General features: G+C 28.9%; 17 protein-coding genes. 7 read left to right on the plus strand and 10 right to left on the minus strand.

The window, feature by feature from the left end; genetic code table 11:
* The first annotated feature begins 1 nt into the window (after position 1).
* The 3 genes from BW723_RS06905 to BW723_RS06915 all read left to right on the plus strand — a co-directional run bounded on the left by BW723_RS06905 (position 2) and on the right by BW723_RS06915 (position 3,557).
* Complete coding sequence (locus BW723_RS06905; protein ID WP_068357021.1) at positions 2–1,255, plus strand: aspartate kinase; 1,254 nt, start codon at positions 2–4, stop codon at positions 1,253–1,255.
* Between the two features lie 57 nt (positions 1,256–1,312).
* Entirely contained in the window at positions 1,313–3,118 is a 1,806-nt protein-coding gene (locus tag BW723_RS06910; protein ID WP_068357016.1) for a GNAT family N-acyltransferase, read from the plus strand.
* 88 nt (positions 3,119–3,206) lie between these two features.
* Entirely contained in the window at positions 3,207–3,557 is a 351-nt protein-coding gene (locus BW723_RS06915; protein ID WP_068357012.1) for a phage holin family protein, read from the plus strand.
* Positions 3,558–3,693: 136 nt separating this feature from the next.
* Here the strand turns inward: BW723_RS06915 and BW723_RS06920 are convergent, their stop codons facing one another.
* Together BW723_RS06920 and BW723_RS06925 are read right to left on the minus strand one after the other, a co-directional pair.
* Entirely contained in the window at positions 3,694–4,653 is a 960-nt protein-coding gene (locus BW723_RS06920; protein WP_068357010.1) for an L-threonylcarbamoyladenylate synthase, read from the minus strand.
* Positions 4,654–4,695: 42 nt separating this feature from the next.
* Positions 4,696–6,366, minus strand: a complete 1,671-nt coding sequence (locus tag BW723_RS06925; protein ID WP_068357008.1) for an RluA family pseudouridine synthase — start codon at positions 6,364–6,366, stop codon at positions 4,696–4,698.
* A gap of 178 nt (positions 6,367–6,544) precedes the next feature.
* On the opposite strand from BW723_RS06925, the gene BW723_RS06930 reads away from it, so the two are divergent.
* On the plus strand, positions 6,545–7,243 hold the full coding sequence (locus BW723_RS06930; RefSeq protein WP_139059056.1) for a hypothetical protein: 699 nt from the start codon (positions 6,545–6,547) through the stop codon (positions 7,241–7,243).
* Positions 7,244–7,314: 71 nt separating this feature from the next.
* Here the strand turns inward: BW723_RS06930 and BW723_RS06935 are convergent, their stop codons facing one another.
* The 6 genes from BW723_RS06935 to BW723_RS06960 form a co-directional block, all read right to left on the minus strand.
* Positions 7,315–7,524 (minus strand): hypothetical protein, encoded by a 210-nt coding sequence (locus BW723_RS06935; protein WP_139059055.1) that lies wholly within the window; start codon positions 7,522–7,524, stop codon positions 7,315–7,317.
* 358 nt (positions 7,525–7,882) lie between these two features.
* A complete protein-coding gene (locus BW723_RS06940; protein ID WP_068356998.1) occupies positions 7,883–8,767 on the minus strand; it encodes a VOC family protein in 885 nt (294 codons plus the stop codon).
* A 207-nt stretch (positions 8,768–8,974) separates the two neighbouring features.
* Positions 8,975–9,382, minus strand: a complete 408-nt coding sequence (locus BW723_RS06945) for a DoxX family protein (protein ID WP_068356995.1) — start codon at positions 9,380–9,382, stop codon at positions 8,975–8,977.
* An 86-nt stretch (positions 9,383–9,468) separates the two neighbouring features.
* Positions 9,469–9,987, minus strand: coding sequence for a Crp/Fnr family transcriptional regulator (locus tag BW723_RS06950; protein WP_083139573.1), 519 nt, complete (start codon positions 9,985–9,987; stop codon positions 9,469–9,471).
* A 146-nt stretch (positions 9,988–10,133) separates the two neighbouring features.
* The gene (locus BW723_RS06955; RefSeq protein WP_068356989.1) at positions 10,134–10,517 is read right to left on the minus strand and encodes a hypothetical protein; all 384 of its coding nucleotides are present in this window, start codon (positions 10,515–10,517) and stop codon (positions 10,134–10,136) included.
* A gap of 12 nt (positions 10,518–10,529) precedes the next feature.
* Positions 10,530–11,540: a PDDEXK nuclease domain-containing protein gene (locus BW723_RS06960; RefSeq protein WP_068356986.1), complete on the minus strand. Its 1,011-nt coding sequence runs from the start codon at positions 11,538–11,540 to the stop codon at positions 10,530–10,532.
* 107 nt (positions 11,541–11,647) lie between these two features.
* Here BW723_RS06960 and BW723_RS06965 point away from each other — a divergent pair, with 107 nt between their 5' ends.
* Positions 11,648–13,072 carry a KAP family P-loop NTPase fold protein gene (locus tag BW723_RS06965; RefSeq protein ID WP_068356983.1) on the plus strand — a complete coding sequence of 475 codons (1,425 nt, stop codon included), beginning with the start codon at positions 11,648–11,650 and terminating at the stop codon, positions 13,070–13,072.
* Here the strand turns inward: BW723_RS06965 and polA are convergent.
* The gene (gene polA / locus BW723_RS06970; RefSeq protein WP_068356981.1) at positions 13,069–15,900 is read right to left on the minus strand and encodes a DNA polymerase I; all 2,832 of its coding nucleotides are present in this window, start codon (positions 15,898–15,900) and stop codon (positions 13,069–13,071) included. The genes BW723_RS06965 and polA overlap by 4 nt on opposite strands.
* A 301-nt stretch (positions 15,901–16,201) precedes the next feature.
* On the opposite strand from polA, the gene BW723_RS06975 reads away from it, so the two are divergent.
* Complete coding sequence (locus BW723_RS06975) at positions 16,202–17,425, plus strand: metallophosphoesterase (RefSeq protein ID WP_068356979.1); 1,224 nt, start codon at positions 16,202–16,204, stop codon at positions 17,423–17,425.
* Between the two features lie 86 nt (positions 17,426–17,511).
* Positions 17,512–17,805 carry a thioredoxin family protein gene (locus tag BW723_RS06980; protein WP_068356976.1) on the plus strand — a complete coding sequence of 98 codons (294 nt, stop codon included), beginning with the start codon at positions 17,512–17,514 and terminating at the stop codon, positions 17,803–17,805.
* A gap of 64 nt (positions 17,806–17,869) precedes the next feature.
* Here BW723_RS06980 and BW723_RS06985 read toward each other — a convergent pair whose 3' ends face one another.
* Positions 17,870–20,995, minus strand: a complete 3,126-nt coding sequence (locus tag BW723_RS06985; protein WP_068356937.1) for a glycosyltransferase family 117 protein — start codon at positions 20,993–20,995, stop codon at positions 17,870–17,872.
* Positions 20,996–21,105 lie beyond the last annotated feature (110 nt).

A 21,105-nucleotide genomic window follows, 5' to 3' on the forward strand; every position in this document is an offset into this window, starting at 1 on the left:
GATGAAGATTTTTAAGTTTGGTGGTGCGTCTGTAAAAGATGCAGAGAGTGTAAAAAACGTTGCAAGTATCATAAAAAACGAAGGTGCTAAAGATACCTTAGTTGTAATTTCTGCAATGGGAAAAATGACAAACGCTTTTGAAGATGTAATTGATTCTTATTATAACAAGAAAGAAGATTTACCTAATAAACTGAATTTTATAGAAGAATATCATAAAAATATTATGAGTTCTTTATTTGATAAAAGTGATGAGGTTTACAAAGAAATAGATGTGCTTTTTGGTGAATTAGGTTGGTTCTTGGCCAGAAATACATCTCAAAGATTTAATTATGTTTACGATCAAATTATTTGTTTTGGTGAATTGTTATCAACAAGAATTGTAAGTGCTTATTTGGAAAAATTAGGGCAAGAAAATGTTTGGTTCGATGTTAGAAATTATGTAAAAACCGATTCTAATTATAGAGATGCAAAAGTTGATTGGCAATTAACAGAAGAGCTAATTACTAAAAAAGTAGATGCCTCTAAAATAAATATTACTCAAGGTTTTATTGCTGCTAACGATACTGAAAATACAACTACTTTAGGTAGAGAAGGTTCAGATTATACAGCAGGTATTTTTGCTTATTGTTTAAGTGCAGAAAGCGTAACTATTTGGAAAGATGTTCCTGGAGTTTTAAATGCAGATCCAAGAGTTTTTTCTGATACTACTTTATTAGAGCAAATTTCTTACGAAGAAGCAATAGAAATGGCTTTTTATGGAGCTTCTGTAATTCACCCAAAAACCTTACAACCGTTAGAAAGAAAAGAAATTCCGTTATTGGTTCGTTCTTTTGTAAACCCTAAAGAAACAGGAACAAAGGTTAGTAAAGGTACAAGATTGGTACCTTATATACCTTGTTTTATTGTTAAGAAAGATCAGGTTTTAGTATCTATTTCTGCTTTAGATTTCTCTTTTATGGTAGAAAATAACATTAGTTTTATCTTTCAAAAATTACACGATTATCAATTGAAAGTAAATTTAATTCAGAACTCAGCCATTAGTTTTTCTGTTTGTATTGATAATAAGTTTAATAAATTCGATGCTTTTTACGAGGAATTAAAAAATCAATTTAAGATAGAAGTGCAAAAAGGAGTCGATTTATATACAGTTCGTCATTTTGATGATAATGCAATAGAATTGATAGAAAGCAAAGGAAAATCTCTGCTAACACAGGTTAATAAAGAAACATCACAAATAGTTGTTAATCCTAATTAAAACAAATTAGAACTTCGTTTTTTTTACTATGTTTGCATTTAGTTCTAACTAAACTTTATGGCATTAGTAACTTCTAAAGAAATATCGCAAGTAATTGGTTTACAGAAACTTGGTTTTGTTGGTGAATTTATAGGTTGGTTACTTATAAAGGTATTAAGGATATCTAAAGTAAATAAGATTTATGATAAAAATAAAAATAAATCTGATTTAGAGTTTTTAAACTCGGTTTTAGAAGACTGTAATGTTCAATTCGAAATACCAGAAGAAGATTTAAAAAGAATTCCAAAAGATGGTCCTTTTATAACTATTTCTAATCATCCTTTAGGAGGTATAGATGGTATTTTGTTACTAAAACTTTTAACTGAAAAAAGAAAAGATTATAAAATAATTGCCAACTTTTTACTGCATAGAATAGAGCCATTAAAACCTTATGTAATGCCTGTAAATCCTTTTGAGGATAGAAAGGATGCAAAATCTAGTGTTGCAGGTATTAAAAGTGCTTTGTTGCATTTAAAAGAAGGTAAACCTTTGGGTATTTTTCCTGCAGGTGAAGTTTCTACATATACAGAAGGCAAATTAAAAGTAGATAAACCTTGGGAAGAAGGTGCTGTACGTTTAATAAAAAAAGCACAAGTACCAGTAATTCCTATTTATTTTCACGCTAAAAATAGTCGTTTTTTCTATTTTTTATCTAAAATATCGGGCACTTTAAGAACTGCTAAATTACCATCAGAAGCGGTTTCTCAAGATGATAAATTAGTAAAAGTTAGGATAGGAAAACCCATTGCAGTTAGAGATCAAAATGAATTTAAAGACATACCTACTTTTTCCGAATTTATTCGAAAGAAGACTTATATGTTGGCAAATCCTTATGATAAGAAAAGTAAGATTTTATCAACAGAAAAAATTAAAATTAAGAAATCTGTCAAGAAAATTACACCTCAAAAAAGTGTAGATTCATTTATTAAAGAGGTTGATGCTTTAAGAGAAAATAATGGTAGATTATTAGAAAGTAAAAATTACGAAGTCTTTTTTGCTAATGCAAAAGATATTCCTAATTTATTACACGAAATTGGTAGATTACGAGAAATTACGTTCAGAGATGTTGGTGAAGGAACCAATAAAGCTATAGATTTAGATAAATATGATAAATACTATTACCATATGTTTTTATGGGATAGAGAAGCAAATTGTTTGGCTGGTGCATATAGAATGGGATTAGGAAACGAAATCTATAAAAAATATGGTATTAATGGTTTTTATGTACAAACTCTGTTTAGAATTGAGCCAGAACTGCATCAAATGATGGAAAATACCATAGAAATGGGACGTGCTTTTATCATTGGCGAATACCAACAAAAACCTATGCCATTGTTTTTATTATGGAAAGGAATTGTGCACGTTACTTTACGTTATCCAGAGCATAAATATTTAATGGGTGGTGTTTCTATTAGCAATCAATTTTCTGACTTTTCTAAATCGCTAATGATTGAGTTTATGAAATCTCATTATTACGATCCTTATATTGCACAATACATTTATCCGAAAAAAGAATACAAGGTAAAATTAAAAGATGGTGATAAAGATTTTGTGTTTGATGCTACAAAAGCAGATATGCAAAAGTTTGATAAAATTATTGATGAAATTGAACCTGGTGCACTTCGAATTCCGGTTTTAATTAAAAAATATGTAAAACAAAACGCACGTTTAGTAGCGTTTAACGTAGACCCAAAATTTAACAATGCAGTTGATGGTTTAATGTATATTAAAGTGGCAGACATACCAGAAAGCACTGTAAAACCTGTTATGGAAGAGTTTCAGGCAGAGTTAGAAAAGAAAGCTTCTGAATTGCAGAAGAAGTAGGTTTTTTTAACTTACTTACAAAATCTGCCAAAACTTCCGATTTTAAAATTGGTACAATTTTGGCAATCAGTAGGTTAAATTTATACTTATGAAAACTTTTTTAAAAATTTTATTAACGGCTTTAGCTGTAATTATTTTGGCTAATATTTTACCTGGAGTTGCTGTAACAGGTTATCTTTCTGCAATTATTGTAGCTGTTGTAATTGCAATTTTAAATATGATTGTTAGGCCACTTTTAATCTTTTTTACATTACCTGCAACTATTGTAACTTTTGGGCTATTTATTTTTGTAATAAATGCTTGTATTATTTTATTGGCAGACAGTTTAATAGACGGTTTTAAAGTTTCTGGATTTTGGGCAGCACTCTTTTTTAGCATTTTGTTATCGATCTTTAGATCTTTTTTATTCTCTTTATTAAAAGAGGAAAAACATAAATAAAGTCGTATAAATACGAGAGAATTTTATGCTTGAAATGCTTTGGATATTGTATTAAGAATTAGAATTCAAAAACTTGTTCTTGATACAATTTTAATACAAAATTGAAATAAGACGAACTGAAAAAAATCTAAGGTGTTTATTTAAAAGATGCTCTTTGCAAACGATCGTTCATCGATTTTCCTAAACCGAAATCTGGCATTTTTTCTACCAGAATTACATCTAAATTTTGATGGTCTAATTGATGTAAAGCATCATATAATTTTGCTGCAGCTTCTTCTAAATTTGATGTAGTTGATAAAATAATTTCAGCACTAATTTTATCACTTTTAAAAGAAGAATTGAATGTTAACACACCAATTTTTTTATGTTGATGTTGTTTAATTTCATTAACAATAGAAGTCGTTAAAATAGTCGTGGTTAAAGGCGAATAATGTTTGTCTAACATTCCTGGAGCATCTGGGTTTACTTCCTTTTTATTTTTGATTTCAACTCTACCAACAACAGCTTCAATTTCTTCTAAAGCCAAAGCACCTAATCTGTAAATAATAGGTTCATTATTCTCAAAACCAATAATGGTAGATTCAATTCCGTTTTTACAAGTGCCACCATCTAAAACCATTTTAATATCATTTTTAAAATAACGTTCTACGTGTTCTGGTTTTGTAGGACTAATGTTGTTAAACGGATTTGCACTTGGTGCAGCCAAAGGAAAAGGTAATTGCTCTAAAAGGCTTATTGTTGTTGCGTGATTTGGTACTCTAACAGCAACTGTATTTTTACCAGCAGTAATTAAATCAGGAATTGATTCGTGCTTTTTTAAAACCAATGTCATAGATCCTGGCCAGAATTTATCTGCCAAAATCTTTGCTTTTTCAGGTACTTCAGAAACAATAGTTTCTAATTGATCAGCAGAAGGAATATGAACAATTAAAGGATTAAAAAAAGGACGTTTTTTAGTTTCGAAAATACTTTTTATGGCTTTTTCACTAAAGATATTACCTGCTAAACCATAAACGGTTTCAGTTGGTATTGCAACCAATTCTTCGTTGGCTAAAAGTGCAATTGCTTTTTGTATGTCTTTAGAAATAATGCTCATAATTTTCGGATACAAAATTACATATAAAAATGCTTTTTTAATTTAAAAATCAGCATCAACCTTAAAACTCATTTTTTTCTGAGTTGATGGATGCAAAAATTCAATAAATTCAGCGTGTAAATGCAATCTGTTTGTTTTTTTACCATATAAATCATCACCCAAAATAGGCGTGTTTAATCCGTTTTTATGCGCAGCATGTATTCTTAATTGATGAGTTCTGCCAGTAATAGGATAAAAATAGACACGAGTTTTACCATTTTCTATGTTGATGATTTCCCAATTTGTTTCTGCATTTTTGCCATATTTAAAATCAACCAACTGTTTAGGTCTGTCATCTAAATCTACACGTAAAGGAAGTTTAATTGTTCCTTTTTTTTCTGATAAAAGTCCGTCTAATAAAGCAACATAACGTTTTTTTACTGTTCTATTTATAAACTGACTTTGCAAAATTTTATTGGCTTCTTTAGTTTTGGTAAGCACTAAAATACCAGAAGTAGACATATCTAAACGATGCACAATTAAAGGTCCAGTAGCTGTTGGGTATTGCTCTTTGATTCTTGTATATACAGAGTCTTTAATTTCCTTACCTGGAACTGATAAAAATTCTGAAGGTTTATTTACAACAATTAAAACATCGTCCTCAAAAACAATTTTTAACTGTTCTTTTTTTGATAGGCTTTCTAACAACAAATTATCATCCATTTTAATACCTTTTAGCATGTGTCCTAAAATAGGTTTGCATCTGCTTTGGCAAGCAGGATAATAGTTTTTGTGTTTTCTAATGGCTGAGTTTGGCGAAATCCCCCACCAGAATTCTGCCATACAAATGGGTTGTAAGTCATTTGCAAAAGCGTATTGTAATAATTTAGGAGCAGCACATTCTCCAGAACCTGCAGGTGGTTTTACTGTTGGTTCATCAAAAATATCTAACAAACTTTTTAGTTCTTTTTGCTGATTTAAAAAAGCGTATTTGCTAAATAAAGTTTGCTGTAAATAATTCGATTTTTCTTTTCTTCGGATTTTTAGAGCATCAATTTTATCTTGAAAAATATTGAGTTCTTTGGCTATTTTATCAATTTTAGCATTGTAATATTCTTGTAATTCTTTGTAGAAAAACTGATCGTTATAACTTTCTTGTTGCAGTATTTGAGTAAGTTTTTTAAACTCAACATCGTTTAAAACTGAAATTCCTTTTTGCTTTCTGGCTTTTCTATCAGCTTTAGAAAGTTTCATTTTTTTTCTTTGCAGTTCTAAATCTGTTTCAATATTTAAAACAAGTTTTTTATGCTGATTTTTAAGGGTTAAGTAATTTTTATCTTTTAGTAAAAAGCCTAATTGAGCATTTATTTCCTCTATTTCAGATTCTCCTTTTGTGTAAAAACTACCTTCTGTCCTCATATTAAAAACAGGTGGTACAAATGTTTTTGGTAAACTGTTATCATCTAATTTACCAGAAAAAGCAGCTAAATAACCCAATTGGTTTTTATCATCTTTAACTACTAAAACTCCAAACATTTTACCAATAGCATTTTCAGAATTTTTATCATCTAAACCAAAATTGTGGGTAAAATCAGTTTGATTTTCTAAATACACCTGAATTTCATCTACAGCAATTTTTGCCAATAAATGTGGTTCGTAATAGAAAGGAAATGTAAACTTTTCTGGAAGTTTAATTTCTGAAATATTAGTTTTAAAATGATGGAAATGTTTCAATTTTATACGAATAATTGTCAAAGATAGGTTGTTTCGTTATAAAATACTACTTATTAAAGTTACTGTAGCTAAAATATCTAAAGAGCAAAGAATTACATTATTTGCGTTAAAGTTGTGTTCTGTTATCCTTTAGTTTTGTATCGAACTTAAAATAGAAAATATTATGAAAATTATGAATATGAATTCAGTAAGGGTAGCAGCTATCGTTTTAACATTATCTAACTTTATGTTGATTTCTTGTGATAATCCAAAGAAAAATAACAACAATATAATGGAGGAAGGCAAAGAAGAAATTGCAGAAGTTATAAATAAGGATAAAGATAATTTAGACGTGGAAATGGAAAGTGATTTGGCTGAAGATGAGGTAAAAACACGTACCTATAAAATGAAAGAAAAAGAAACACCAATTGTATATGACTTAGATGCTAGAGGAATAGCTGGTTTTAATGATTGGGCAGATTATACAGTTGTAAACTACGAATTAACTAACTTAAGAAAAGTTGATTTTGTTACAACTAGAGAAAGAATTCAGAATATGAATTATAGAATTGCAAACTTAGGAAATACAATTCCTACTTGGTTAAAAACTGAAGAAGTTATGGAAGATGTAGAAGATATTCAAGATGAATATTTAGAACTTATAGAAGACCAAGATGCCTCTGGAGATGAAATGAAAGAGAATTTAGAAGAGCTTTCAGAAAAATTTGATGATTTAAAAGAAGAGTTAGACGAAACTGTAAATCAATATATAAAAATTCACGAAGAAGCAATTGAAGAGTTTAACGAAGAAATTAAAAAAGGGAAAATTGATGCTGCTATTGAGGAGTACAATGAAGAAATTAAAAAGTTAGATAAAATTGTAAAAGAAAAACAATAATAAATTGAACTCTTTAAAAGAAAAAGTTTTTAAACTAAGGTAGATTTTAAATCTACCTTTTTTTGTGTATTTTATTTTGATGTTTCTTGATATTGAAAAGCATCAAAAAGCACATTATTTTCTGTGGATGTTGGTAAATCTCCCATAAAATGTAAATTTTCTAAACTACAATGTGCTCTAAATTTAATGTTACTCTTTACTTCTGCTTGTAGGGTTTTAACCAAGTTATTGTTGATGAACCACTTTACCAAATAAAAACCATCAACATCAATTAATTTCATTTTAAAAGTAGCGTATTCTTCTATTTTTTTTTTTGAATGATTCTTGATTGTTAAAGTTTTCTGCAAAAGAAGATTATTGTTTCATAAACAAACGATTAGAATTACAATTGATAAATGCAATTAGAATAAAAAGAAAGTATTTAAGTCTTGGGCACATTTTTTTATGGTAAAAAAAATAATATAAATTTAGTTTATTGATAAGGTAATTTATCGAAGTTTATCTTCGGTTATACACTTAGTTTAAAAGCTTAAACTTATAAAGTTCTAAAATACAAAAGTTAAAATATGGCAGACTTTACAAATAAATGCTAACCTTTCTCTTGTAATTTTTTCCTTAATTTTTATATTATTAATACCCTTAGACTTTTTCTTTACTTAATAGCAAGACATTTCCTGTAGCGTCTTTGCACAAGTATTTGTCTCCTTTTTCCTCATAAGATGAAAGTTTATTCAATGCGTTTTTCAATCTTTCTTCACTATTAAATTTAATATGAAAATGACGCATACCAGCACTAGAATTAGGTGCTAAAGGCTTATTAATTCCATGCCAACAATTTAATGCAATTCTATGTTTATAGTCTCCACCAGCTCCTAAATCCGCATACATAAATTGATGCAAATAATTAAAAGTGTTAAAACCAATATCTTTATAAAATAGATGAGAATTTTCTAGATTATTGGCGTAAAGATGTAAGTGTCCTAAATAAGCGTTTTCATCTATTGGTAAGTTTGCTGCTGTATCTGTAACATCTTTTAGAATCGATTTTACATCAAGGTATTCTGAAGCACTTTTAATGTTACCAAAACTATCTTCTATTGCAATACTTCTATCTGAAACTACACGTAAAAAGCGTTCAGGTGTCTCTAAGGTAAGTTCTATCGTAATTCCATCAGGGTCTTCTAAGTATATAGATTTTGACATTGTATGATCTATAGGAGAATATGGATAATTGTATACAAGTAAGCGTTGTAACATATTTGCAAAAGCAATTTGGGTTGGAACATGTATTGCAAAATGGTATAAACCACTATAACCTTTTAGAAATCGAGTTTTGGCACTTTGATGCACGACCACTAGTGTTTTTTTAGTGGTACCAAATTCAGCATATAAATCATTACTTACTCTAAGTTTCATACCTACTATTTTGGTCCAAAAATGGGTTGAACGAGTTAGACTTGTATTATTTAAATGTATAGCACCAAACGATGCAAATTTCTTTTGATATTTTGGTTTTTCTGTCATAATATAAAAGTAAATGCTATATTAGAAAAGGAATCTATATGAATCATTGTAAAGACTTTTAATAAACAATCTATCAGCAAACTCTCTTGTATTTGCATAAGTATATCGTAGTTTACGTTTCCTCTTCACTAATTCATAGTAATTAATATTTATGGAATACTTAAAATAAATCATAAAATATACTTTGATGTTATTCATTAATAGTATTTATATTTTAGGTAAAATAGGAGCTTTTTTAGTTCTTCCCCAAGCAACGAATAATGCGATAAGAAATATAATAATATTTATAGCTATAGCTTCATATTCTCCTCTTGAAATGTGAAATATTGCAGCAGCAACCATAAGTGTCATTGTACCATAAGCAGCATAAACAGTAAATTGTGGTTTTATTTTTAATAATGAGGGTAATAACAAGCCTAAACCACCTAATACATCAATGATGCCTGTAAATGTAAGTAATGATTGGTTTTCTGCTGCCCAAGGCATCATTTTAGAAAGTTCTTCTAAAGGTGTTGCTAATTTAGCATAACCACCCCAAAGTAGCATTAATGCAACTAATACTTGTGCTATCCATAATACAATGTTTAATACTTTGTTTGTTTTTTGAGTTGTCATATTTTTCTAATTAAAAACTTATGACCACAAAGTTGAGTTATAACAAAAAGAATAAAAATAAGATACCTTAAGAAATGAATTAAAAGCTACTTTTTAGATAGTTTACGTCTTATTTCGCTCAAGTATTCTGGAGTAACACCTAAATAGGAAGCTATTAGTTTAAGCGGAAGGCGTTTTACAAGTGTAGGATAGGTTAGTGTAAAATCAGTATAACGTTCTTCTGTGTTTGCGCTTAAAAGACCTATTATACGTTTATTAGTGGCAATTAAATTATTTCTGAATTTTATAGCAATTTCTATGAGTTCTGGTTTTTCTAATCGAGAAATATCATTAAAATCCGATTTAGAAATTAATGATATTTCACTATCTTCTATGGCCTCTATCCATATCATAGAAGGCTTTTTGTGTGTAAAACTTTCTAAATCAGAAATCATCCAGTTTTCGGGTGCAAATTGTAAAACATGTTGTTTACCTTTTTTATCTATTGTGTAGCTTTTAAGACATCCAACTTTTACGAAATAACCATAAGTTGCTATTTTACCTGGCTTAAGAAGAGTTTCACCTTTTAGAACCTTTTTTGTTTGTTTTGTTGGTAATATATTCATTTCGAAATGGTTTTTTATAATTTACTATTTCTGCTTAAAAGGTACTTCTATTTGCATACGCAGAATTTTAATTCTGTTAAATCTACAGATAGCTAAGTTCGTTTTTTAAATTTTAGAAACAAACAAAATTAGGAATGAGTTATATATTATACCAAACTAGCAGAGGGTGAAAATAACAAATCAGTAGGATTGTCTATATCATACAAATATTGGTATCCTCTAGATTCTCTTTTACAAAAAGGTTCTATCAATTTTATCATATTTTCAAAACCTTTTAACGTTAAAATACAGAAAAAATTATAATCGTCTTTTGTTAAAATTCCTTCGTCAGTTTTAAATAAACCCAAAATTAAATTGCAATTTCTAGGTTCAATAAAGTCAACTTGAGCTAAATCTAACTTTTGTTTTTTAAGAATAACAACTTCAATTAATAAGTCTCTAAATTTTATAGCTTCTGCTTTATTAAAATTATACAAACGAACCAAGTTTTCATTAAGTTCGTTATAGTTTTCTATGTAATCTAGTTTCATTTTTTGTTTACTTTATTCATCAAGGTTTTTTCTCTCCATTTTTTCTCTAGCATTCAATAGAGCTTGATGCAATTTTTTCTCTAGTTGCTTTTTTGGTAAAACTTCAGTCCAATATTCTGCGACCATAATACCATCTTTATGCATTTCTAAAAGTTCTATTTGTTCTTTGCTTGCTTCTGTACATAAGATAATTCCAATTGGTGATTTTTCTCCTTTTTGCTTTTCATGTTTTTCTAGCCATTTTAAATACAATTCCATTTGCCCTTTGTATTTGGCTTTAAACTTATCTATTTTAAGTTCAATTGCAACTAATCTTTGTAATTTTCTGTGATAGAATAATAAATCTAAATAATAGTCATCATCATCAATTATCATTCTTTTTTGGCGTTCAACAAAAGTAAACCCGTTTCCTAACTCTAATAAAAAGAGTTCTAATTCTTTTAAAATTGCATGTTCCAAATCATTTTCTAAATAGCCGTCTTTTAATCCTAAAAAATCAAGTAAATAAGGGTCTTTAAAAATTCCTTTTTCTATTTGTTTACTTTCATAAATTTGAACATCTGCTTTTTCAGTTCTTTCGTAAACTTTTTTTGATATTTGATTTCTTAATTCCCTAACACTTGTTAAATTATCAAATACATTTTTTGAATAGAAGTTTCTTTCTTCTGATGTTTTTAATGGAATTAATACTAAAAAATGAGACCAAGATAAATGTCGTGACAATGTAACGACTTTTTCAAAATCTGGAAATTTCTCGAAAAACTGAATCATTCTTCGCAAATTTTTCTCTTTAAAACTAGTTCCAAAACTAGTTGTTAATTCTCGTGACAAAGAAACGACAATCTGTTTTCCATATTCGGCTCTACTATTTTCTAAAATTTCAGATCTAATTCGTTTCCCAACTTGCCAAAACATAATTGTTAGAGAACTATTGGCTTGAACAACTACTTGCGTTTGCGTTTTTTTAATTATCAAAATTAAATCTTCAAGTATATTTTGATAATTTGCTTTTTCTACAGACATTGTTTTTAATTCTAAAATCAAAGATAATATTATTAGTTGAGTTCTTTAATTTCTATACTTGATGAGTATCAAGCTCTAAATTTTAGTAACTTTACTAAAAAAGAAAAATGTCTAAACTGCTATCAAATTTACCAATTGAAGATTTAACTCCAGAAAATGATTACATAGGAATCATAGAAAAAGGAACACTTCTAAAATCATTCTTTTTAAATAATAAACACGAGTATTCTAAAATTAAAATATTCTCAATTTATGGTGATTGGGGAAGTGGAAAAAGTACTTTAATGAAGTATTTACAGAAAGAGTTAAAAGGCTCTTTTAATACTTTTTTCTTTGAATCTTGGGAGTTTGAAAGTGATAATAATTTAGCCCTATCATTATTAGAATTTTTAGTTAGCAAAACTGATTCAAAAACTGACAAACTTCTTAAAAATGGGAAAAATCTATTAGATGGATTTTCAAAAGCTGTTACACTAAAAACACCTATTGCAAATTTGAATATGTCTGAAGTTGATAAAAATATCAACAAAGAATCTTTTTTAGAGAGAAAAGAGCAATTTAAAACAGACTTTAGAGCTTGGGAAGATAAAATTACAACAAAACCTAAATCACCAGATTACAATATTGTGTTTATTGATGATTTAGATAGATGTGAACCAGAGAACATTTTGAATCTACTTTCTGCAATGAAGCTCTTTTTTACTTATGGTAAAAAAACAGTTTTTCTATGTGGCATTGATAAAAAAGCAATTAGAGAAGCAGTAAAAACTAAATACGGAGATGTTGTTAAAGCAAATGAATATTTAGAAAAGATTTTTGATATTTCTTTTTCTATGCCAAATACATATAGTGTTTATAAATTAATTAAGAGGTGTTTTCCTAATAAAACAGAAATCAAAAACAATACTTTAGCAGACTATATAAATAAGTTTTTCTCAGAAATTAATTTTAGAAATCCTAGGAGAGTAAAAAAGATTTTAAATAAATATTTAATAATTGAAAGACTAAAAGAAAATAGTGATTTAGACTATAAATTACCAAACATTATTTTTAATGAAAAGGGTACTTTATTTGAAACATATTTAACTTTATATCTTCTAATTCTTAAAGAGTTTGAACCTGAAAATTTCGAATTATTATTTAATCTTTCAGCAAAAAGAGTAAATTATGGTTTAGCTTTAAAAAATAGTATTTCAGATGATTCTAGATATAAAAATGCTTATTCTACTTTAGAAATATATACAAAAGATGAATTTCTAAATGCTCAGTTCAATAAATTTATGATAAAAAATAATTACAATATGTTAACAATATTTTCTACTTTTTTCACTCCAACTAAAGTTGATAACCTTCAATTAGCTGTTTTTAGTAATAGTAACGATTTTGTAAAGAGTTTTGGTCTGAGTAAAAAAAGTTACGAATATTATTTTTCCTTATTTATTTTTAATAATTGGAAAAGTATATTTGAAGACTTATCAAATGCTGAATATAGTTTATCATATTACAAAAAAATGATTTCAAACTTAATCTAATGCGCCTCTAACCAATTATAACCCAAACCAATTTCAACATCCAAAGGAACACTCATTTTAAAAGCGTTTTCCATTTCGTGTTTTATGATAGGCTCTATGGTTTTTAGTTCGTCTTTATGCGCATCAAAAACCAATTCATCATGCACTTGCAATAACATTTTAGATTTAAAACCTTCTTTTTCAAAATGATTGTAAATATTAATCATTGCTAGTTTTATAATATCAGCAGCAGAACCTTGTATTGGTGCATTTACAGCATTTCTTTCAGCTCCAGATCTAACCATTGCATTTCTAGAATTAATGTCTTTTAAATACCTACGTCTGTTTAAAACGGTTTCTACATAACCATTTTCTCTTGCAAAATCTACTTGTGCAGACATATAAGCTTTTAACTTCGGATACGTTTCATAATACGTATCAATCAATTCTTTGGCTTCTGATCTAGATAAGTTGGTTTGGTTGCTTAAACCGAAAGCAGAAACTCCATAAATAATTCCGAAGTTTACGGTTTTTGCATTACTTCTTTGTTCGCGTGTAACCTCATCCAAAGGAACATTAAAAACTTTTGCAGCAGTAGAAGCGTGAATATCTTCGCCATTTTTAAAGGCATTTATCATATTATCTTCTTCGCTTAAAGCAGCAATAATTCGTAATTCTATTTGGCTATAATCTGCAGCTAATAAAACATATTCTTGACTTCTTGGTATAAACGCTTTTCTTACTTCACGACCTCTTTCTGTTCTAATGGGTATGTTTTGTAAATTTGGGTTGTTAGAACTCAATCTACCAGTGGCAGCAACTGCTTGTGCATATACAGTATGAATTCTACCCGTTTTTGGATTAATTTCATTAGGCAAAGCATCTACATAAGTACTTTGTAATTTTTTATATTGACGATATTCTAAAACATCTTGAATAATTTTATGGTCTTTTGCTAAATACGATAAAATGTCTTCTCCTGTTTTGTATTGCCCTGTTTTGGTTTTTTTAGGTTTATCCACCAACTGCATTTTTTCGAACAAAATAATACCCAATTGTTTGGGTGATGCAATATTGAATTCTTCACCTGCTTGTTCGTAAATATTTTTTTCTAGTCTATTAATATCATCAGTTAAGGCAACAGAAAGTTCTTGTAAAAATTCTGTATTGATATTTATTCCTTCAATTTCCATAGCAGTTAGCACAGAAACCAGAGGTAATTCTACATCATTAAACAAATTAGTAACATTACCAGAAGCCAATTCTGTAGTAAAAAGTTGTTTTAATTGATAGGTAATATCTGCATCTTCTACAGCATATTCTGTTTGATCTGCAATAGGTACAACTCGCATAGAAAGTTGGTTTTTCCCTTTTTTACCAATCAATTCTGTAATAGAAACAGGTTGATAATTTAAATAGGTTTCAGCCAAAACATCCATATTATGCCTCATATCAGGATTAATTAGATAATGAGCAATCATCGTATCAAATAATTTACCTTTTACAGGCATTTTATAATTAGATAAAACTTTAATATCATATTTTAAATTATGACCAATTTTCTCAATATTTTCAGATTCAAAAAACGGTCTAAATTCTTCTAAAATAGTTTTGGTTTCTGTTTGGTCTTCAGGAAAAGAAACATAATATCCTTTACCTGCTTCGTAAGAAAAAGCAATTCCTATTAACTCAACTTCTAAGGCTTTTAAACCTGTGGTTTCAGTATCAAAACAAACCGAAGTTTGTTCCATTAATTTCTGAATTAATAATTTTCTAGAAAAAGCAGTATCTATATGTTGATAAAAATGACTCGTGTTTTCTATGGTTTTAAAACCTAAAGCAACATCTTCTTCAGAAACGCTTCCAGAACCAGGAGCTGCAAATAAATCGAATTGACCATCTGCTTTTACTGCTGTTTTTTTTGATTTTTCTACTGCGCTTGTTTCCACAGTTTTTGTAGTAGTTTCAGTATTAAAAGTTCGTAAAAAATTGGTTAATAGATTTCTAAATTCTAAATCGTTAAAAAGCTCAGTTACTTTTTCTTTATCAGGTTCGTCTAAATTAAAGTCTTTAGCATCAAAAGTTACAGGAACATCTAACATAATTGTTGCTAATTTTTTAGACAGTAATCCTAATTCTCCATTAGCTTCAACTTTTTCTTTCATTTTACCTTTTAGCTGATCTGTGTTGGCTAATAAGCCTTCCATAGAACCAAATTGTGCTAAGAATTTTTTGGCAGTTTTTTCTCCAACTCCAGGTAAACCAGGTATGTTATCTGCAGAATCTCCCATCATTCCTAAAAAATCGATGACTTGCTCTGGAGTTTCTACTCCGAATTTTTCTTGTACTTCTGGCACTCCCCAAATATCATAACCACCACCAAAACGTGGTTTGTACATAAAAATATTTTCAGAAACGAGTTGTGCAAAATCCTTATCAGGAGTAACCATAAAGGTTTTAAATCCTTCTTTTTCTGCTTGTTTAGAAAGTGTACCAATTACATCATCTGCCTCAAAACCTTCTTTTACCATAATTGGTATGTGCATTGCTTTTAAGATTTCGTAAATGTAAGGCACAGCTACTTTTATAGCTTCTGGTGTAACATCTCTATTAGCCTTGTAAGCTTCGAACATTTCTACACGATCTACGCTACCACCTTTATCAAAACAAACCGCTAATTTATCTGGTCTTTCACGTTTTATAACATCTAATAAAGAGTTCATAAAACCCATTATTGCAGAAGTATCTAACCCTTTAGAATTGATTCTTGGGTTTTTTATAAAAGCGTAATATCCTCGAAAAATTAATGCGTAAGCATCTACTAAAAAAAGTCTTTTTTGATCTGCCATTTTGTATAGAGTTGAAAAAAGATAAAACTACAAAAAACTGTATAATATTGAGCTTAATATTCTATTGATTTTAATTTGAGCTTACATTGTAAAATCTATCATAAACCATAATTTTTTTTAAATTGATGATATGAATCTTGTTCTTAAGATTTTAAATGTGTGAATTTAGATCAACTTTTAGAAACGAATAGGTAATTTTATTTTGATATTTTTTTAGTAAAAAAGCATCTTTAAACTTTAACAAGTTGTTAAAATTCATTCGTTTTTTAACAGTTACCTTTGCTTGTTTAAAATAAATTTTATGCTACGTTGGTTAATTCCACTCATAATTGTAACAATTCTTGCAGTAATTTTAGAGATTTACACATTCAATGCTTTAAAAACGATTTCTAAAAATAAGTTTTTAAGGTTTACTTTTTTAATTGCAAGTTGTATTGTTTATATCAACTTTTTTATCACCGTTTTTTCTTATGATAGAAGCAATGGGCAAACACCACAATTTCAAATGGCAATGGGTTTGTTGCTTACTTTTTTAATTCCGAAATTGGTGCTTTTCTTATTGCTTTTTGGCGAAGATGTTTATAGATGGATTGTAAAAGGAATCTCTGCATTTTCTAGTTCAGAAACACAACCTTTGGCAGGTAGAAGAAAGTTTATTTCTCAATTGGCTTTAGGGCTTGCAGCCATTCCTTTTGTGTCTTTTATCTACGGAATTATACAAGGTAAATACAATTATAAAGTGATAAAATATCAGCTTTCTTTTGATGATTTACCTGCTGCTTTTGATGGCTATACTATTACTCAGATTTCAGATATTCATTCAGGAAGTTTTACCAACAAAGAAAAAATACAATATGGTGTAGATTTGATAAATGAGCAAAAATCTGACTTAATGTTGTTTACTGGAGATATTGTAAATAATCAAGCTGATGAAATGGACGGTTGGATTGATGTTTTTGCAAAATTAGAAGCCAAAGAAGGTAAATATGCCATTCTTGGTAATCACGATTATGGTGACTATATGGATTGGAAAACCCCAGAAGATAAAACCAATAACTTTAAAAAAGTGAAAGAAATTCATCAGAAAATAGGTTTCGATTTATTGTTAGATGAACATCGATATTTAGAAAAAGACGGACAAAAAATTGCACTTTTAGGTGTAGAGAATTGGGGAAAAGGATTTAATCAGGCGGGAGATTTACAAAAAGCATCAGCAAATGTTAAGAAAGAAGATTTTAAAATATTAATGAGCCACGATCCTAGTCATTGGCAAGAAAAAGTAAAAATGGATGATTTTAATTATCATTTAACTTTAAGTGGTCATACGCATGGATTGCAAATGGGTATTGAGATTCCTGGTTTTTTTAAATGGAGTCCTTCTCAATACGTATATAAACAATGGGCTGGTTTGTATCAAGAATTTGGTAGATTTATAAACGTTAATAGAGGCTTTGGTTATCACGCTTTTCCTGGTAGAGTAGGTATTTGGCCAGAGATTACTGTTATAGAGCTTAAAAAAGCCTGATAATCAGCTTATTTAATTAGATTTATTATATTTGTGTTCATAAGATTTAAATCTTACGCAATTTTTTCCTTTAAAAACCTTAGGATATGACAAAATTTGGAGAGTTAATTAGTGTTGATAAACCTGTTTTAATCGACTTTTATGCTGATTGGAATGAGGTTGAAAATAGTGTACAAACTTTAAGAGATGTTGCTGCTGCTTTAGGTGATAAAGCCAAAGTAATTAAGATCGATATTAAAAAGAACGAAACTTTAGCAGATGCTTTACGTGTTAAAGGAAACCCTACTTTTATGATTTATAAAAATGGTGAAATGAAATGGCGCCAAACAGGTTTTCAAGATGCAAATACCTTAATTGGTTTGGTACAGCAATACGTATAAATTTTACTAAATAAAAAATATAAAAAAAACCACAAACTTTTAAGTTTGTGGTTTTTTTTATATTTTATGGTTTTACTTCTTCACTGGGCATAATGTGTTCAAATAAACTCAGTGTTTTGTTAAACTCATCTTGTATCTCGTTTATAAATTCTTGGTCAGTATCATACTGTACAACTTGATCTATAATTCCTCTATAAAGATATCTAAAAGTTAAATCGAAATCTTCGAAAACCATATCAAAATCTTCAACAGAAAAAGTACTATACCAAACTAGCTTTTCTTTAAATAAGCGAATTAAATCTTCGGCATTTTTTCTAGCTTTTTTTGTTTCACCTAATTTATAATACATCTCTGGGTATTCCATAGATAAACTATAATGATCAAAATCTTCAATAGGCATTTTTTCTAAAGATAAATCTAAAACCTCTACAGCTTTTAAAGTGTCGCCTTCTTTAGCAAAGGCAGAAGATAAACGCATTAAGCTATTTCGTAAAGAGATTGCGTTTCTTTTGGTTTGCTCATCCAAATAAATTTTACCATCGTTTATATTTCTCCAGTTCCATTTCTTAACATTATTGTACATTTTTTCTGTATCAATTCTACCAATATCAAATAAACTTAATTCACGAATTAATTGTCCGTTTTCATTATAAATTTTGGTTGGTGTTTTTATAGGCACTAGTTTAAAAGCTACACCATCTAATTGTAAATAATCTTTTAGCCAAATATATTCGCTGTCTGCATTAGAACCACCTGTAAAATAAATAGGTCTTTTCCAGTCGAAATTATTTAAAATGTCTAGCATTAAAATTGAATTTTTACCTAAAGCTCTATCAATAGTAATATCTATATAAGGTACAATTTTATCAGCATCTTTTTGTGCTACAATTCCGTATTTTAAAACATTTTCTTTGTTTACAGGAATACGAATTTTGTTGGCAAGTAATACTTTCTCAGGGTTTCCATCCTCATCTAAATCATAAAAAGTACGTTTATTATCACTTTGAATCCATTTCATAAAATAATCTAATTCTATAACAGAATCTTTTAATTGTGGAAATATTTCAGGAAAGTAATAAGCAACATCTAAAGTACCATATTTGTATTCGTCGTGTGTTAATTGTGATGGAATTGGTTCTGCATCATAACTTTTCTTTTTCATTTGATCTATATACCAATCTGTTTGAAAAAGACTTGTGTTTACCAGTTTAACATCGGTTCTAATACCTTCTACTTCTTGCATGTACCAAAGAGGAAAAGTATCATTATCACCTATAGTAAACATAATTGCATTTGGGTCGCAACTTTCTAAATAAGCTTGTGCATTTAAATGTGTAGTGTATCTGTTAGAGCGATCATGATCATCCCAATTTTGAAAAGCCATTAATGTAGGCACTGCTAATAAAGAAATTACAGTAACGATAATTGCGATGTTTTTTCGCATTGCCAAATTTTTGAAATACTCGTATAAAGCCAATACTCCAAAACCTACCCAAATTGCAAAAATATAGAAACTACCTACAACTGCGTAATCACGTTCTCTTGGTTCAAAAGGCTTAGGATTTGTATAAAAGATAATAGCAAAACCTGTAAATGCAAAGAATAAAAATAGCGTAAAGAAATTATTTTTATCCCATTTAATTTGGTAAAATAAACCTATTAAACCTAGTATTAGTGGTAAAAAATAGTATTTGTTACGTCCTTTATTTAGTAAAGATTGCCAAGGTAACATTTCTTGAGAGCCTAATCTTGCTTCGTCAATAACATCAATTCCGCTAATCCAATTTCCATTATAAATATCTAATTGTCCTTGAATATCATTTTGGCGTCCAACAAAATTCCACATAAAATAACGTCCATACATATATCCAAATTGATAGCTAACCATAAACTTAATGTTCTCTGCAAAAGTGGGTCTACGTTTGCTATTTGCAGGGATTCCTGCAATTTTCTTATACATTTCTTCGGATGCAGGATTTACCATTCTTGGTATAAAACCCTTGTGCTTATCAGAATAATTAGGTAAAACGTCTTTGTAAACATTTACAATTACATATTTACCATCTTTTTTCTCATATTTTGGTTTATCATCTCTAGTTGGGTTTGTAGCATCTTGCTCTCTACTGTATGTATTTGAATAATACGTGTCGTAAAAAACATTGGCATCTCCATATTGTTCACGCTCATAATAAGCCAATAATTCACGTGCACTAGAAGGATTATTCTCGTTAATCGTAGTATTTGCATTGGCTCTTATTGGCAACATCATCCAAGAAGAAAAACCAATCATTATAAAAAGTAACGATAAAATTAATGTGTTAGCCGTTAATTTTCGCTTTTTTCTGGTGTATTTTAATCCGAAGAAAAATAAAGCTACTAAGATTATTGCAGCAATAATACTTCCTGAATTATAAGGTAAACCAACTGAGTTGATAAAAAATAACTCTGATGCACTAAAGAATTTTAATGTAAATGGGAAGATAAATTTAAACACCAACATTAACACAAACACAGAAAAAACTGTAGCGATTGCTGTAGTTTTTAGGTTGATGTTTCTGTAAGTTTTAAAGAAATACAACATAACAATTGCTGGGATAACCAACAACGAAAGAATGTGAACACCAAATGATAAACCAACAACAAAACTGATTAAAACCAGCCATTTATTACCTCTTGGTGTATCTATTTCGCTTTCCCATCTTAAACCTAGCCAAAATAATAATGCCATTAAAAATGATGACATTGCATAAACTTCACCCTCAACCGCACTAAACCAAAAACTATCAGAAAAAGTATACGTTAAAGAACCTACTAAAGCACTACCAAGAATAGCAATTCGTTTTGCTTTTGATATGTTTCCTGTTTTAGCAGCCAGTTTTTTTGCTAAATTACTAACTGTCCAGAACATAAATAAAATGGTAAATGCACTTGCTAAAGCAGACATAAAGTTTACCATTTTTGCAATTTCTGTATTGTCTGAAGTAAACATTGCAAAAAATGCACCTAACATTTGAAAAAGTGGTGCTCCTGGTGGATGCCCAACTTCTAATTTTACAGCTGTAGAAATGTACTCACCTACATCCCAGGCACTAACTGTGGGTTCTAAGGTTAACGTGTATGTAATTAAGGCAATAGCAAATGTAATCCATCCAAGAATGATGTTCCATTTTTTAAATTGTGCTGGTGTCATAAATAGCAGGTAATTGTATGTGGGCGAATTTACTAATAATTATGAATAAAAGCTTGTTCTAATTGTTTTTCTAAGTAAAGAAATCCTCATAAATCTTTGTTAAAAATAAA

This window comes from Polaribacter reichenbachii (assembly GCF_001975665.1).
Lineage (GTDB): Bacteria > Bacteroidota > Bacteroidia > Flavobacteriales > Flavobacteriaceae > Polaribacter > Polaribacter reichenbachii.